Source organism: Burkholderia sp. 9777_1386, from assembly GCF_015712265.1.
GTDB lineage: Bacteria > Pseudomonadota > Gammaproteobacteria > Burkholderiales > Burkholderiaceae > Burkholderia > Burkholderia cenocepacia.
On sequence record NZ_JACCQB010000062.1, the window covers coordinates 1 to 14046 of the forward strand.

Consider the following 14046-nt stretch of genomic DNA (forward strand, 5'->3'; position numbering starts at 1 on the left):
GCCGCGAGGACGTCGCGAAGCGCGTGCGCGAACTGACGGACGGCGCCGGTGTCGACGTCGTGTTCGACAGCGTCGGCAAGGACACCTTCGAAGGCTCGCTCGATTCGCTGAAGCGGCGCGGGCTGATGGTGTGCGTCGGCACCGCGTCGGGCCCGATCCCGCCGTTCGATCCGCAGCGTCTCGCGATGAAGGGCTCGCTGTACCTGACGCGCCCGGCGCTGGCCGACTACATCGCCGATCCGGCCGAGAAGAACGACCTGGCCGGCGAACTGTTCGCGCACGTCGCGGCCGGCCGCATCAGCATCGAGATCAACCAGCGCTATGCGCTGCAGGACGCCGCGCACGCGCACCGCGATCTCGAATCGCGCAAGACGACCGGTTCGTCGGTGTTCATCGTCTGAGGAGGCGCGCATGCGAGTCGAACCCCTGACCTGCGCGATCGGTGCGGAACTGCTGGACGTGAGCCTCGCCGACGCCGTGCACGACGACGGCCTGTTCGCCGAGATCCGCGCGCAGTTGCTGCGGCATCGCGTGCTGTTCCTGCGCGACCAGGACATCACGCGCGCCGAGCACGTCGCGTTCGCGCGGCGCTTCGGCGAGCTCGAGGATCATCCGGTCGCCGGCAGCGATCCCGAGCACCCCGGGCTCGTGCGGATCTACAAGTCGCCCGACCAGCCGAACGACCGCTACGAGAATGCGTGGCACAGCGATGCGAGCTGGCGCGTGGCGCCGCCGTTCGGCTGCGTGCTGCGCTGCATCGAGGGTCCGCCGGTTGGCGGCGACACGATGTGGGCGAACATGGTGCTCGCGTACGAGCGCCTGCCGGACCACGTGAAGCAGCAGATCGCCGACTTGCGCGCGCGTCACAGCATCGAGGCGAGCTTCGGCGCGGCGATGCCGGTCGACAAGCGCCTCGCGCTGAAGGCGCAGTATCCGGACGCCGAGCATCCGGTCGTGCGCACGCATCCGGAAACCGGCGAGAAGGTGCTGTACGTGAATGCGTTCGCCACGCATTTCACGAACTTCCACACGCCGGCGCGCGTGCGCTACGGGCAGGACGCGAACCCCGGCGCCGGCCAGTTGCTGCAGTACCTGATCAGCCAGGCTTATATCCCCGAATACCAGGTGCGCTGGCGCTGGAAGAAGAACAGCGTCGCGATCTGGGACAACCGCAGCACGCAGCATTACGCGGTGATGGACTACCCGCCGTGCGTGCGCCGGATGGAGCGCGCGGGCATCGTCGGCGACGTGCCGTTCTGAGCGCCACCGCGCGCCGACCGATTCGCCACCCGAGACACGACGCGCCGGGCTCGCCGCCCGGCGTGGCGGGGTACGCACGCCGGTACGGCCTCGTACGCCCGAACCACAACGATTCCCACTGGAGGACGACATGCAATTTCTCGACGATTCGCTGCACCCGGAAAACCAGGACAAGGTGGTCATCACGGTCGCGCCGTACGGCCCCGAATGGATGCCCGCCGATTTTCCGGAAGACATTCCGGTGACGATGGACGAGCACGTGCAGAAGGCCGTCGACTGCTACAACGCAGGCGCGACCGTGCTGCACCTGCACGTGCGCGAACTCGACGGCAAGGGCAGCAAGCGGCTGTCGAAATTCAACGAACTGCTCGGCCGGCTGCGCGAAGCGGTGCCGGACATGATCCTGCAGGTCGGCGGCTCGATCTCGTTCGCGCCGGAAGGCGACGGCGCCGAAGCGAAATGGCTGTCCGACGACACGCGCCACATGCTCGCCGAGCTGACGCCGAAGCCCGACCAGGTGACGGTCGCGATCAACACCGTGCAGATGAACATCACCGAGCTGATGAGCCGCAAGGACATCGCCGGCACGTCGCTGAACGAGGCCGCGCTGTGGGACGCCTATCGCGAGATGACGGTGCCCGCCGGCCCCGGCTGGGTCGACGAACACCTGCGCCGCCTGCAGGCGGCCGGCATCCAGCCGCATTTCCAGCTGACCGGCATGCATGCGCTCGAAACGCTCGAACGGATCATCCGGCGCGGCGTCTATCGCGGCCCGCTGAACGTCACGTGGGTCGGCATCGGCGGCGGCTTCGACGGCCCGAATCCGTACAACTTCATGGAATTCGTGCGGCGCTGCCCGGACGGCGCCTGCATCACGCTCGAATCGCTGATGAAGAACGTGCTGCCGATCAACACGGTCGCGATGGCGCTCGGCCTGCATCCGCGCTGCGGGATCGAGGACACGATCATCGACCAGAAGGGCAACCGGATGACGTCGGTGCAGCAGGTCGAGCAGTGCGTACGGATCGCCCGCGAACTCGGCCGCGAGATCGCGACCGGCAAGGAGGCGAAGGCGATCTACCGGATCGGCGTGCAGTACGACGGCGTCGACGAAACGCTCGCGCAGCTCGGGATGGCGCCGAACCGCCGGCCGGGCCAGGTGAGCGTGCCGCTGCGCGCGGCCTGACGCGCAGCGTCCCGGGCGGCCGCGAGCGCCGCCCGCCGATCGAGGTGGCGCGGCACCCATCCTCGCGCGACGCGCGAGGGCAAGCTCCGGGACACGGAGCGGGGCCGCGCAAGCCGCGCCGGCGCATTGCCGCCCCGGTGCCGGAGGAGACACGCATGTTGATTCATCACATCGAGCCGTCGCTGCAGGACCGGACGGCCACCGAGCGGCGCGCGCCTGCGTATGCGTGGCTCGTGTTCGGGCTGACCGTCGGGCTGCTGCTGTCGGACTACATGTCGCGGCAGGTGCTCAACGCGGTGTTTCCGCTGCTCAAGCACGCATGGGCGCTGTCGGACACGCAACTCGGTTCGCTGTCCGGCGTCGTCGCGCTGCTGGTCGGGCTGCTGACGTTTCCGCTGTCGGTGCTCGCCGACCGTTTCGGGCGCGTGCGCAGCATCGTGCTGATGGCCGCGTTGTGGAGCGTCGCGACGCTCGGCTGCGCGCTGTCGACCAATTACGCGGAAATGCTGGTCGCGCGCGGCCTCGTCGGGCTCGGCGAAGCCGCGTACGGCAGCGTCGGCGTCGCGCTGATCCTCAGCATCTTTCCGGCCCGGCTGCGCGCGACGCTCACCGGCGCATTCATGGCCGGCGGCGCATTCGGTTCGGTGTTCGGGATGGCGCTCGGCGGGCTGGTCGGCGCGCATCTCGGCTGGCGCTGGTCGTTCGGCGTGATGGCCGCGCTCGGCATCGTGCTGCTCGTCGCGTACCGCTGCGTCGTGACCGAGCGGCGGCTCGCCGCGTACCGCGTCGAACCGTGCCGGCGCGAGGCCGACGCACCGCGCGATCTGCGCGGCAGCGTGCGGGCGCTGATGTCGGGACTGTTCGCGTCGCGCTCGGTGATCTGCGCGTATCTCGGCAGCGGGCTGCACCTGTTCGTGCCGGGCGCGCTGTTCGCGTGGCTGCCGAGCTACCTGAACCGCTACTACGCGATGGCGCCCGACCGCGCGGCCGTGCTTGCGGCCGGTTTCGTGCTGCTCGCGGGCGTCGGGATGGTCGGCTGCGGCATCGTCACCGACCGCGTCGGCCGGGCCGACGGCTCGCGCAAATGGCTGACCGCGATCGCGTATTGCGTGCTCACCGGCGTGTGTCTCGCGGTCGCGTTCCGGTTGCCGCCCGGGCCGCTGCAGCTCGCGCTGATCTGCGCGGGCATGCTGGTCGGCGCGGGCGCGTCCGGCGCATCGGGCGCGATGGTCGCGAACCTCACGCCGGCCGCGATCCACGCGTCGGCGTTCGCGACGCTCACGCTCGCGAACAACCTGCTCGGCATGGCGCCGGGTCCACTGCTGACGGGGTGGGCGGCCGATCGCGCCGGGCTCGTCGGCGCACTGCAATGGATTCCGGCCGTGCCGCTCGCGGCGGCCGTGCTGTTCGCGATCGGACGCGCGAGCTATGCGGCCGATCTCGCGCGCGTCGAACGCGAACGGCGCGCGACACGACTGTCCTGAACCTTCTTCCTGACCGCTTCCTGGAGGCTGCATGACCCTGGCGACCGCTCCCACCATCCTGATCGTGCCCGGCTTGCGCGATCACGTCGAAGACCACTGGCAGACGCATCTCGAACGACGTCTGCCGAACGCACGCTCCGTCGCGCCGCTCGACACCGACAAGCTGAGCCGCGCCGCGCGTGTCGCGGCACTCGATGCGGCGCTGGCCGCGATCGACGGGCCGGTGATGCTGGTCGCACACAGCGCGGGCGTGATGATCGTCGTGCACTGGGCGCGGCAGGCCACTCGCGCGATTCACGGGGCGCTGCTCGCGGCGCCGGCCGATCTCGATACGCCGATGCCCGCAGGCTATCCGACGCCCGGCGCGCTCGCCGCGCACGGCTGGACCCCGGTGCCGGCCGGGCCGCTGCCGTTTCCGAGCATCGTCGCCGCGAGCCGCAACGATCCGCTCGCGCGCTTCGAACGCGTCGAGACGCTGGCGGCCGGGTGGGGCAGCCGGCTCGTCGATCTCGGCGAGGTCGGGCACCTGAACCCGGCATCCGGCTACGGCAAGTGGCACGATGCGGAGCGGTGGATCGGGGAAGTGGCGACGCTTGGCGCGGCCTGACGGAAGATCCATCCGCCGTGCGCCGGCCCGACCGGGGCGGCGCGCGCCTGCCGGGGGCCGCCCTGGGCGCCATGCGACCCGACGCGATATCGTTTCGCCATGCGCTGAGATACGACGTCTTAACACGCCGCACCACGCGACCCCACGATCCCCGGCAAGCCGGTCGCCACACAATTCCTTAACAAACGGAAGGTTTTTGTCAGGGAAAGTCCCGCCCCGCAATCCGTGGTTTTTTGTTGACCGACATCGTATAACGCCGTCATGATTTCCTGACAAGAAAGGTCCCATCCACCGACCGAAGTGAGGAGACATGAACACCACCCCGATCGCTCGCCGTGTCCGCCGGATCGCACTCGCCCTGGGCTTCACGCTGTCGGCCGCCGCGGCCGTGGCAGCCCCCGTATCGCTGAACATCGTCGACGTGGCCGGCAACCTGCAGCTCACGCAGAAGGCCATCGAGGCGTTCAAGGAGAAGAACCCGACCCTCGTGTCGAACGTCACGTTCACGAATGCGCCCGCGCCGCAGTTGCCGGGCAAGATCAAGGCGATGCAGGCGGCGGGGCGCTCCGACATCGACCTCGTGCTGACGGGCACCGACGCGCTGGCCGCCGGCATCGAGCAGAACCTGTGGCAAAAGCTCCTGCCCGACAACGCGGGGGCGCTCCCCGGCGTGCTCGACAAGTACGCGCCGGGCCCGCGCAAGATGCAGGATCTCGCGCAGGGCTACGGCCTCGAAGTCACCTACATGCCGGCCGGCCCGCTGCTCGAATACAACCCGGCGAAGGTCAGCGACCCGCCGAAGACGCCCGACCAGTTGCTCGCGTGGTGCAAGGCGCACCCGAACAAGCTGATCTATGCGCGCCCGGCGAACTCGGGCCCCGGCCGCACGTTCCTGATGGGGCTGCCGTACGTGCTCGGCGACAAGAATCCGCAGGACCCGATCAACGGCTGGGACAAGACCTGGGCGTTCCTGAAACAGTTGAACGACTGCGTGCCGTATTACCCGGGCGGCACGTCGGCGGTGATGAAGGAGCTCGGCGAAGGCACGCGCGACATGACCGTGACCGTCACCGGCTGGGACCTCAACCCGCGCGCGCTCGGCATCGTGCCGGCCGAATTCAAGATCCAGGCGTTCGACAACATGACGTGGGTGAACGACGCGCACTACATGGTGATCCCGAAGGGGGTGCCGAAGGAAAAACTGGACGTGCTGTTCAAGCTGATGAACTTCCTGCTCGAACCGGCGCAGCAGGCGATGACCTACGACGACGGCTACTTCTATCCGGGCCCGGCGGTGAAGGGCGTGACGCTCGAGATGGCGCCCGCCCACAGCCAGGAAGTGATCAGGAAATTCGGCCGCCCCGAATACGCGAAGCTGCTCGCCGACCGTCCGCACGTGCAGCCGCTCAACGCGCAGGCGATGGTCGCCGCGTTCCAGAAATGGGATCGCGAGATCGGGTCGCAAAAATCGAAATGACGCCTGAACCGGCGGGCGCCGCGGCGCCCGCGTCGATGGAGTTCGCGCAATGAAGCACAGTTTCGAACGATTGCGGCTCGACGGTGTATGCCGCAGTTTCACCAATACGGAAGGCGCGCAGGTCGCCGCGCTGAACGGGCTCGACCTCGAGATCCGGCGCGGCGAGTTCATCGCGCTGCTCGGCCCGTCGGGCTGCGGCAAATCGACCGCGCTGAACTGCATCGCCGGGCTGCAGCCGCTCACGCGCGGCGGCATCTGGCTCGACGACGTGCGCATCGACGTGCTGCCGCCCGAGCGGCGTGGTTTCGGGATGGTGTTCCAGAACTACGCGTTGTTTCCGCACATGTCGGTGCTCGACAACGTCGGCTTCGGCCTCAAGATGCGCGGCGTGCCGAAACAGGAAACGCGGCGGCGCGCGCAGCAGGCGCTCGAACTCGTGCAACTCGTCGGCCACGAGGGCAAGCTGCCCGGGCAATTGTCGGGCGGGCAGCAGCAGCGTGTCGCGATCGCGCGTGCGATCGTGATCGAGCCGCCGCTCGTGCTGATGGACGAGCCGCTGTCGAACCTCGACACGAAACTGCGCATCGAGATGCGCGCGGAGATCCGCCGCATCCACACGCAGCTCGAACGCGCGACGATCTACGTGACGCACGACCAGGACGAGGCGCTGTCGATGGCCGACCGCATCGTCGTGATGAAGGAGGGCGTCGTGCAGCAGGTCGCGTCGCCGAAGGACGTCTACACGCGCCCGCACAACCTGCATGTCGCGCGCTTCATGGGCTATCGCAACGTGCTGCCGTTTACGCTCGCAGGAATGGCTGGCGATTACGTGAACGTCACGTCGGGCGGCGTGCGCCTCACCGGTGTGCCGATGGCCGGCTTCGACGCGAAGGAGGTCGTGGTCGCGCTGCGTCCGGACGACATCGAGCGCGCGGAAGCCGGTGCCGACAACGCGTTCGACGCGACCGTCGAGACGGTCGAATACGGCGGCCGCGACTCGCTGATCCGCGCGATCACGCCGTTCGGTGCGGTCTGGGCCCGTATGGCCGGCGAGTTCACGGAAGGTGAACCGCTGCGGCTGCGCGTCGCGCCGGCGCGCACGCTGGTCTATGCGGGAGACGTCCGATGACCGGGTTGCGCCAACCGGCATGCGCGGCGACGTCGCGCCCGGAGGCCGCATGAGCACGCTCGCGACCGGCGGCGCGCCGCGCGACGCGAAAGCCTGGCTCGTCACGCCGGCGCTCGCGTTCATCGCCGCGCTGTTCATCTATCCGTTCGCGTACGGCCTCGTGCTGTCGTTCCAGCCGATGAACGCGACGAACGGCGGCGGCGCGCTCGCGAACTACGTGCAGTTCTTCACCGACACCGCGATGTGGCCGACCGTGCTCGTCACGCTGAAGCTCGCGGTGCCGGCGACGCTGCTCAACGTCGGCATCGCGGTGCCCGTCGCGTTCGCGCTGCGCCGCAATTCGCCATACCAGAAATTCGTCACGACGCTGCTCGTGATTCCCGTCACGCTCGGCACGGTGCTCGTCGCGGACGGGATGCTCACGTATTTCGGGCCGAACGGCTGGTTCCCGCAGGCGCTGCAGGGGCTGCACCTGTACACCGACGAAGTGCGCCTCACGCACAACTACTGGGGCGTGCTGCTGTCGCTGATCGTGTCGGGTTTTCCGTTCGCGTTCCTGCTGATGCTGTCGTACATCAGCGGCATCGACCCGACGCTCGCGCGCGCGGCCGCGACGCTCGGCGCGAACCCGTGGCAGCAGTTCCGGCAGATCTACCTGCCGCTGCTCGTGCCGGGGCTCACGATGGCCGCGTGCCTGTCGTTCGTGCAGGCGTTCTCGGTGTTTCCGTCGGCCGTGCTGCTCGGCGCGCCCGCCGGGCCGACCCGCGTGATCTCGATCGCGGCCGCCGAAGCCGCGTTCGAAAGCTACGACTATTCGCTCGCGTCGGCGATCGCGATCGTGATGGGTTTCGTGCAGTTGCTGATGGTCGCGTCGATGCTCGGCGCGCGCCGCTTCTTCTATACGGGCGCGGTGACGGGAGGCAAGGGCTGATGGCGACCGACAATCATGCCGCTCGCACGTGGCCGCCGAAACACGATGCGCCCGACGCGCGGCCCGTCGACACCGGAAAACCGCAGCGGATGAACAACCACCTCGCCGGCCGCGCATGGAAGGCGCTCGTCTGGGGGCTGATGGCGTTCTTCCTGCTGAACGTGATGCTGCTGATCGCGACCGTCGCGGTGAACTCGGTCGCGACGCGCTGGTTCGGCACGCCGTTGCCGCAGGGCTTCACGCTGCGCTGGTATGCGAAGGCGTGGGAAGACTTCCAGCTCGCGAGCGTGCTGTGGGTGACCGTCGAGGTCGTCGGCGCGGTCGTGCTGCTGTCGATCGCGCTCGGCGTGCCGGCCGCGTATGCGCTCGCGCGCGTGCAGTTCCGCGGCAAGCGCTTCGCGCTGCTGGTGTTCCTGCTGCCGCTGATGGTGCCGCCCGTCACGTACGGGATTCCGATGGCGACCGTGATGTACAAGATCGGACTCGCGGGCACGCTGCCAGGCGTGATCCTCGCGAACCTGGTGCCGGCGCTGCCGTTCGTGATCCTCGTGATGACGCCGTTCATCGAGCAGATCGATCCCAACCTCGAAGCCGCCGCGCGCATCTTCGGCGCGAACACGTGGCGCTATTTCCGCTACGTGCTGCTGCCGCTGCTGGTGCCCGGCATGCTCGCGGCCGGGCTGCTCGTGCTGGTGCGCACGATCGGGATGTTCGAGCTGACGTTCTTCACCGCGGGCCCGAGCACGCAGACGCTCGTCGTCGCGCTGTATTACGCGGTGTTCTCGACCGGCGTGCGCGCGCCGCAGTCGATCGACGCGATGGCGATGATCTACATGGCCATCACGCTCGTATGGGTCGTGATCGCGCTGCAGTTCGTCAGTCCGACGCAACTCGTGAGCCGCGTGAAGCAGGAGCGGCAGTAGGCGAGGGCGTCGCACGATCGCGCCGGGCCGCCGGGCAGCGTGCAATTGGTTACAAATGGATACCGCGCACGACCCGGGGACGTTGCAGACTACGCGGCGTTCACCCGATCGACGGATATCCATGAAGTTTCATACGCTGCTGACACTCGCCGGCGCCTCGACGCTGCTGGCCGCCTGTAACCTGCTTCACGACGGCCCCGGATCGAGCGACGTCGACGCCGCCGTGCGCCGCGCGCTCGAAGCGGAAAACCACGGCGGCCTGAACGCGCTGTTCGGCCAGCCGCTGCCCGTATCGGCCGACGTCGTGTCGGCGAAACCCGACGGCGACTGCAGGAAGCTCGGCGATCGCACGTATTCGTGCGACGTCGTGGTCACGTGGCGCAACGCCGATTACTCGCCGTCGCGCGCGAACCTGACCTTCGTGAAGGCGGCCGACGGTTCGTGGCAGACGTCGGGCGTCGACGCGGCGCTCGTGACGGGTACCGCGAAGTCGCTGATCGACCATATCGGCAAGGCGTGGCCCGGCAACGCGGCGAGCGGTGCGTCGGCGTCGGAGTGACGTGACGCAGCGGGCCGGTAACGCGCCGGCGGCAAGCCGCTTTCTCGTCCTCGAGCAGCCCGCCTCGGCCTTGCCGGCCGCCCCGGCCGCATGTCCTGAAAAAAGGGCGCAATCTTCGGTTCCATCTCGTTTGAACGCATCCTCGGTATGCGGGCAGGGTTATAGGGAAAACCCTTATCTCAAGGTATAATTACGGGCTGAGAGAAAGGTCCACATCATGCCTGAACGTTTCCAAACCCTTGAAAAATTTGTGTTTTCCCTCGTCGTGATGTCCGCCGTCGTGTGCTCGGCCTTCCTTGCGTACGAGCGTCACCCCGAGATCAAGATCGCGCTGCACGAAGGCGAAGCGCTGATGCGCGAGAGCGCGAAGTACTCGGTCATCTGCTCGCCGTCCAAGGTCGATCCTTGCGTCGAGATGTCCGCTTACTGAGCCTGCTTTCCGCTTTTCGGACCTGCGCGACATCACTGCCGGTCTGAATACCCTGAAGTCGTCTGGTCACGTATTCGGAAACCCGCAGCAAGACAGCGCGAATGCACGAACCCGTTACGTGCCGAGTCGCTGGCGTGAGCAGCCCCGCATCCTGTCGGCCCCGCTTCGAGCAATCGAGCGGGGCCGTTCCGTTTGTACGTGTCACACGACGTGCCGCGGCTCGCCGTCGACGAACGCGGCGACGTTGTCGACCAGTTGATCGGCCAGCGCCTGCATCGCCTCGTCGCTCGCCCACGCGACGTGCGGCGTCAGGATGAACGCCGGATGCGACAGGATCGCGTGAAACGGATGCGCGGCCGGCAGCGGCTCCTGCGTGACCACGTCGAACCCCGCGCCCGCGATCTGCCCCGACTGCAATGCGTCGACGAGCGCGCTTTCGTCCACGAGCCCGCCGCGCGCGGTATTGATCAGCAGCGGCCGGCGCGCCATCCGCGCGAATGCGTGCGCGTCGATCAGGTGCCGTGTCGCGGGCGTGAGCGGGCAGTGCAGCGTGATCACGTCGCTGTCGCGCAGCAGCGTGTCGAGCGGTACGTGACCGTCACCCGCTGCGTCGCCGTGCGCCGCGAACAGCACCCGCATGTCGAGCGCACGCGCGATGGCGGCCACCGCTCGCCCGAGTACGCCGTCGCCGACGATCCCGAGCGTCGACCCGGCCAGGTCGCGAATCGGATGATCGAAGAAGCAGAACTGTCCGCTGTCGAGCCAGCGCCCGGCGCGCACCGCGTCGCGGTAAGCGACGAGGCTGCGGCGCAGCGCGAAGATCAGCGCGAACGTGTGCTCGGGCACCGTGCGCACCGCATAGCCGCGAATATGGCTCACGACGATCCCGCGCGACGCACACGTATCGAGATCGACGATGTCGGTGCCGGTCGCCGCGATCGCGATCATCCGCAACTGCCGCGCGCCGGCGAGGGCCGTCGCGTCGAGCCGTACCTTGTTGGTCACGACGATGTCCGCGTCGCGGATGCGCGCCGCGACTTCGTGCGCGGCTGTCCGGTCGAACGTCTGCCATGCGTGCGGAAACGGAAACGGCTTCAGCACCGTCTGCGGCGACAGCGTCGCGCGGTCGAGGAACACGATCTTCGCGGGAGAGGAAACGGAAAACATGGCGGGTCTCGCTGGCAGGCGCCCAGTGGCGCGGAACGGCATCGATTCTGCCGGCGGCGCGCGCGCCGTCGTTTGACGGTTGCGCGAGCGCGCTTTCCCGCAAGGAAAGGCTGACGCCTCGCACATGGCCGCCGCCGTGCTCGCGCCAACGCGCACCTTTCCGTTTCGGAAAGGCTGGTTGACCATCGATCGATTTTCGCCGGGCGCGAACGCGGTCATGATCGCCGTCATCGACAACACGATTTCATCGGAGACAGTCATGACACGCCCCCTGGACGGCATCCGCGTGCTGGAGCTTGGCCAACTGATCGCCGGGCCGTTCGCGGGCCGGATGCTCGCCGAATTCGGCGCGGACGTCATCAAGGTCGAGCCGCCGGGCGTCGGCGATCCGCTGCGCAAATGGCGGCTGCTGCACGACGGCACGTCGGTCTGGTGGGCCGCGCAGTCGCGCAACAAAACCTCGCTCACGCTCGACCTGCGCACGCCCGAAGGGCAGGACGTCGTGCGCCGCCTCGTCGCCGACACCGACGTGCTGATCGAAAACTTCCGGCCCGGCACGCTCGAAGGCTGGGGGCTCGGCTGGGACGCGCTGTCCGCGATCAACCCGGGGCTCGTGATGCTGCGCGTGTCGGGCTTCGGGCAGACGGGCCCGTATCGCGACCGCCCCGGCTTCGGCGTGATCGCCGAGGCGATGGGCGGGCTGCGCCACCTGACCGGCGAGCCGGGCCGCACGCCGGTGCGCGTCGGCATCTCGCTCGGCGATTCGCTGTCGGCACTGCACGGCGTGATCGGCGTGCTGCTCGCGTTGCGCCATCGCGAGCAGCAGGGCGGCAAGGGGCAGGTCGTCGACGTCGCGCTGTACGAATCGGTGTTCAACCTGATGGAAAGCCTGCTGCCCGAATATGCGGCGTTCGGCGCGGTGCGCGAGCCGGCCGGCAGCAGCCTGCCGGGCATCGCGCCGACCAACGCGTACCGTTGCCGCGATGGCAAGTACGCGCTGATCGCCGGCAACGGCGACAGCATCTTCCGGCGCCTGATGGAACTGATCGGCCGCCCCGATCTCGGCCACGATCCGGCGCTCGCGCACAACGACGGACGCGTCGCGCAGGTCGCGCGCATCGATGCGGCGATCGGCGAGTGGAGCGCCTGCCACGACCTCGAGGACGTGCTCGCCGCGCTGAACGACGCGCGCATTCCGTCCGGACGCATCTACGACGTGGCCGACATCGCGGCCGATCCGCACTACCGCGCGCGCGACATGATCGTCGACGCCGCGCTGCCCGACGGCACGCCGGTGCTGGTGCCGGGCATCGTGCCGAAACTCGACGCGACGCCCGGACGCATCGAGCGGCCGGCGCCCGCGCTCGGCGCGGATACCGACGCGGTACTCGAATCGCTCGGCATCGACGCGGCGACGCGCGACGACTGGCGCACGCGCGGCGTGATCTGAAACGGCCACCGGAACGAAGACATGAACCTGCATCCGCACCGACTCCATCTCCACGAAGTCGCGACCCGCGACGGTTTCCAGAACGAAGCGGCATTCGTCGACACCGACGACAAGATCGCGCTCGTCGACGCGCTGAGCGCATGCGGCTACGCGAAGATCGAGGTCACGTCGTTCACGTCGCCGAAGGCGATTCCCGCGCTGCGCGACGCGGAAGCCGTGATGCATGGCATCGCGCGCGCACCGGGCGTCGTCTATACGGTGCTCGTGCCGAACGTGCGCGGCGCCGAGCGCGCGCTGTCATGCGGTGTCGACGAGGTGAACCTCGTGATGTCGATGAGCGAGAGCCACAACCGCGCGAACCTGCGGATGACGCGCGAGCAGTCGTTCACGCAATTGCGCGACGTGATCGACGCCGTGCGCGGCACGGGTGTCGCGATCAACGTGTCGCTGTCGACCGCGATGGGCTGCCCGATGGAAGGCGACGTGCCGGCCGAAACGGTGCTCGCGTGGATGCAGCGCTTCGCGGAGCTCGGCGTGCACGGCTTCACGCTGTGCGACACGACCGGCATGGCGTTCCCGTCGCAGGTGCGCGATTTGTCCCGCCGCGCACGCGAGCGCTTCGGCGCGCTGCAGCTCACGCTGCACTTCCACAACACGCGCGGGATGGCGCTCGCGAACACGCTGGCGGCGCTCGACGCCGGCATCGACCGCTTCGACGCGTCGCTCGGCGGACTCGGCGGCTGCCCGTACGCGCCGGGTGCGACCGGCAACGCGTGCACCGAGGAACTGGTGCACATGCTCGAGCTCGACGGCTACGATACGGGCATCGACCTCGCAGCCGTGCTCGCCGCGTCGGCACGGCTGCCCGCGCTGATCGGGCACGACGTGCCGAGCCAGATCCTGAAGGCCGGCCGCCGCTCGGACCTTCATCCGCCGCCGCGCGCCGACGCCGGCGACATGCCCGCGCAACGCGCTTTCTCGTGAATCGTGAACCACCACAGGAACAGGAGCGAATTCCATGGCGCTGATTGACCACCTCGATCATCTCGTGCTGACCTGCGTCGATCCGGAACGGACCCGGCATTTCTACACCGAGGTGCTGCAGATGCAGCTCGAAACCTTCGGCGCGGGCCGGCTCGCGTTCCGGTTCGGCAACCAGAAGATCAACCTGCACGTGCGCGGCGCGGAGTTCGAGCCGAAAGCGCATGTGCCGGTGCCCGGCGCGCTCGATCTGTGCTTCATCGCGTCGGTGCCGCTCGACGACGTGATCGCGCACCTGCGGCGCGTCGACTGGCCGATCGTCGAAGGGCCCGTCGAACGCACGGGCGCGACGCAGAAGATCCGTTCGATCTACGTGCGCGATCCCGACCTGAACCTGATCGAAATCTCCGAGCCGATCTGACCTGCCGGATGCGGTTGCGCGCACGCCGCCATATTCGTTCG

General features: G+C 68.5%; 15 protein-coding genes. 14 read left to right on the forward strand and 1 reads right to left on the reverse strand.

The window, feature by feature from the left end:
• The 11 genes from H0X91_RS30080 to H0X91_RS30130 form a co-directional block, all read left to right on the forward strand.
• A partial coding sequence (locus H0X91_RS30080) for a zinc-binding dehydrogenase (protein ID WP_196433600.1) occupies positions 1-401 on the forward strand: 401 nt, incomplete at its 5' end.
• A gap of 10 nt (positions 402-411) precedes the next feature.
• Positions 412-1260, forward strand: coding sequence for a TauD/TfdA dioxygenase family protein (locus H0X91_RS30085; RefSeq protein WP_006490883.1), 849 nt, complete (start codon positions 412-414; stop codon positions 1258-1260).
• A gap of 130 nt (positions 1261-1390) precedes the next feature.
• Positions 1391-2446 carry a 3-keto-5-aminohexanoate cleavage protein gene (locus tag H0X91_RS30090; protein ID WP_006490885.1) on the forward strand — a complete coding sequence of 352 codons (1056 nt, stop codon included), beginning with the start codon at positions 1391-1393 and terminating at the stop codon, positions 2444-2446.
• 155 nt (positions 2447-2601) lie between these two features.
• Positions 2602-3930 carry an MFS transporter gene (locus H0X91_RS30095; protein ID WP_080331930.1) on the forward strand — a complete coding sequence of 443 codons (1329 nt, stop codon included), beginning with the start codon at positions 2602-2604 and terminating at the stop codon, positions 3928-3930.
• A 31-nt stretch (positions 3931-3961) separates the two neighbouring features.
• Positions 3962-4537 (forward strand): RBBP9/YdeN family alpha/beta hydrolase, encoded by a 576-nt coding sequence (locus H0X91_RS30100; RefSeq protein ID WP_034201771.1) that lies wholly within the window; start codon positions 3962-3964, stop codon positions 4535-4537.
• 310 nt (positions 4538-4847) lie between these two features.
• A complete protein-coding gene (locus H0X91_RS30105; protein WP_006483573.1) occupies positions 4848-6014 on the forward strand; it encodes an ABC transporter substrate-binding protein in 1167 nt (388 codons plus the stop codon).
• A gap of 49 nt (positions 6015-6063) precedes the next feature.
• A complete protein-coding gene (locus tag H0X91_RS30110; protein WP_062884521.1) occupies positions 6064-7143 on the forward strand; it encodes an ABC transporter ATP-binding protein in 1080 nt (359 codons plus the stop codon).
• 49 nt (positions 7144-7192) lie between these two features.
• Entirely contained in the window at positions 7193-8074 is an 882-nt protein-coding gene (locus H0X91_RS30115; protein WP_062911430.1) for an ABC transporter permease, read from the forward strand.
• Positions 8074-8997, forward strand: a complete 924-nt coding sequence (locus H0X91_RS30120) for an ABC transporter permease (protein ID WP_006483582.1) — start codon at positions 8074-8076, stop codon at positions 8995-8997. The genes H0X91_RS30115 and H0X91_RS30120 overlap by 1 nt, the downstream gene beginning before the upstream one ends.
• Positions 8998-9118: 121 nt before the next feature.
• Complete coding sequence (locus H0X91_RS30125; protein ID WP_034201768.1) at positions 9119-9556, forward strand: hypothetical protein; 438 nt, start codon at positions 9119-9121, stop codon at positions 9554-9556.
• A gap of 217 nt (positions 9557-9773) precedes the next feature.
• The gene (locus tag H0X91_RS30130; protein ID WP_006497261.1) at positions 9774-9986 is read left to right on the forward strand and encodes a hypothetical protein; all 213 of its coding nucleotides are present in this window, start codon (positions 9774-9776) and stop codon (positions 9984-9986) included.
• Positions 9987-10187: 201 nt separating this feature from the next.
• Here H0X91_RS30130 and H0X91_RS30135 read toward each other — a convergent pair whose 3' ends face one another.
• Positions 10188-11153, reverse strand: a complete 966-nt coding sequence (locus H0X91_RS30135; RefSeq protein WP_034201767.1) for a D-2-hydroxyacid dehydrogenase — start codon at positions 11151-11153, stop codon at positions 10188-10190.
• A 259-nt stretch (positions 11154-11412) separates the two neighbouring features.
• On the opposite strand from H0X91_RS30135, the gene H0X91_RS30140 reads away from it, so the two are divergent.
• From H0X91_RS30140 to H0X91_RS30150, 3 genes are read left to right on the forward strand one after another with little or no spacing between them, the layout of a single operon-like run.
• Complete coding sequence (locus tag H0X91_RS30140) at positions 11413-12603, forward strand: CaiB/BaiF CoA transferase family protein (RefSeq protein WP_048986703.1); 1191 nt, start codon at positions 11413-11415, stop codon at positions 12601-12603.
• 21 nt (positions 12604-12624) lie between these two features.
• Positions 12625-13587, forward strand: a complete 963-nt coding sequence (locus tag H0X91_RS30145; RefSeq protein WP_048986532.1) for a hydroxymethylglutaryl-CoA lyase — start codon at positions 12625-12627, stop codon at positions 13585-13587.
• A gap of 34 nt (positions 13588-13621) precedes the next feature.
• Complete coding sequence (locus tag H0X91_RS30150; protein ID WP_006497257.1) at positions 13622-14005, forward strand: VOC family protein; 384 nt, start codon at positions 13622-13624, stop codon at positions 14003-14005.
• Positions 14006-14046 lie beyond the last annotated feature (41 nt).

What these genes read in the sequence shown, in the direction of transcription:
- H0X91_RS30085 (WP_006490883.1), top strand. Translation starts at nt 412, where the DNA reads ATGCGAGTCGAACCCCTGACCTGCGCGATCGGTGCGGAACTGCTGGAC.
- H0X91_RS30090 (WP_006490885.1), top strand. Translation starts at nt 1,391, where the DNA reads ATGCAATTTCTCGACGATTCGCTGCACCCGGAAAACCAGGACAAGGTG.
- H0X91_RS30095 (WP_080331930.1), top strand. Translation starts at nt 2,602, where the DNA reads ATGTTGATTCATCACATCGAGCCGTCGCTGCAGGACCGGACGGCCACC.
- H0X91_RS30100 (WP_034201771.1), top strand. Translation starts at nt 3,962, where the DNA reads ATGACCCTGGCGACCGCTCCCACCATCCTGATCGTGCCCGGCTTGCGC.
- H0X91_RS30105 (WP_006483573.1), top strand. Translation starts at nt 4,848, where the DNA reads ATGAACACCACCCCGATCGCTCGCCGTGTCCGCCGGATCGCACTCGCC.
- H0X91_RS30110 (WP_062884521.1), top strand. Translation starts at nt 6,064, where the DNA reads ATGAAGCACAGTTTCGAACGATTGCGGCTCGACGGTGTATGCCGCAGT.
- H0X91_RS30115 (WP_062911430.1), top strand. Translation starts at nt 7,193, where the DNA reads ATGAGCACGCTCGCGACCGGCGGCGCGCCGCGCGACGCGAAAGCCTGG.
- H0X91_RS30120 (WP_006483582.1), top strand. Translation starts at nt 8,074, where the DNA reads ATGGCGACCGACAATCATGCCGCTCGCACGTGGCCGCCGAAACACGAT.
- H0X91_RS30125 (WP_034201768.1), top strand. Translation starts at nt 9,119, where the DNA reads ATGAAGTTTCATACGCTGCTGACACTCGCCGGCGCCTCGACGCTGCTG.
- H0X91_RS30130 (WP_006497261.1), top strand. Translation starts at nt 9,774, where the DNA reads ATGCCTGAACGTTTCCAAACCCTTGAAAAATTTGTGTTTTCCCTCGTC.
- H0X91_RS30135 (WP_034201767.1), bottom strand. Translation starts at nt 11,153, where the DNA reads ATGTTTTCCGTTTCCTCTCCCGCGAAGATCGTGTTCCTCGACCGCGCG.
- H0X91_RS30140 (WP_048986703.1), top strand. Translation starts at nt 11,413, where the DNA reads ATGACACGCCCCCTGGACGGCATCCGCGTGCTGGAGCTTGGCCAACTG.
- H0X91_RS30145 (WP_048986532.1), top strand. Translation starts at nt 12,625, where the DNA reads ATGAACCTGCATCCGCACCGACTCCATCTCCACGAAGTCGCGACCCGC.
- H0X91_RS30150 (WP_006497257.1), top strand. Translation starts at nt 13,622, where the DNA reads ATGGCGCTGATTGACCACCTCGATCATCTCGTGCTGACCTGCGTCGAT.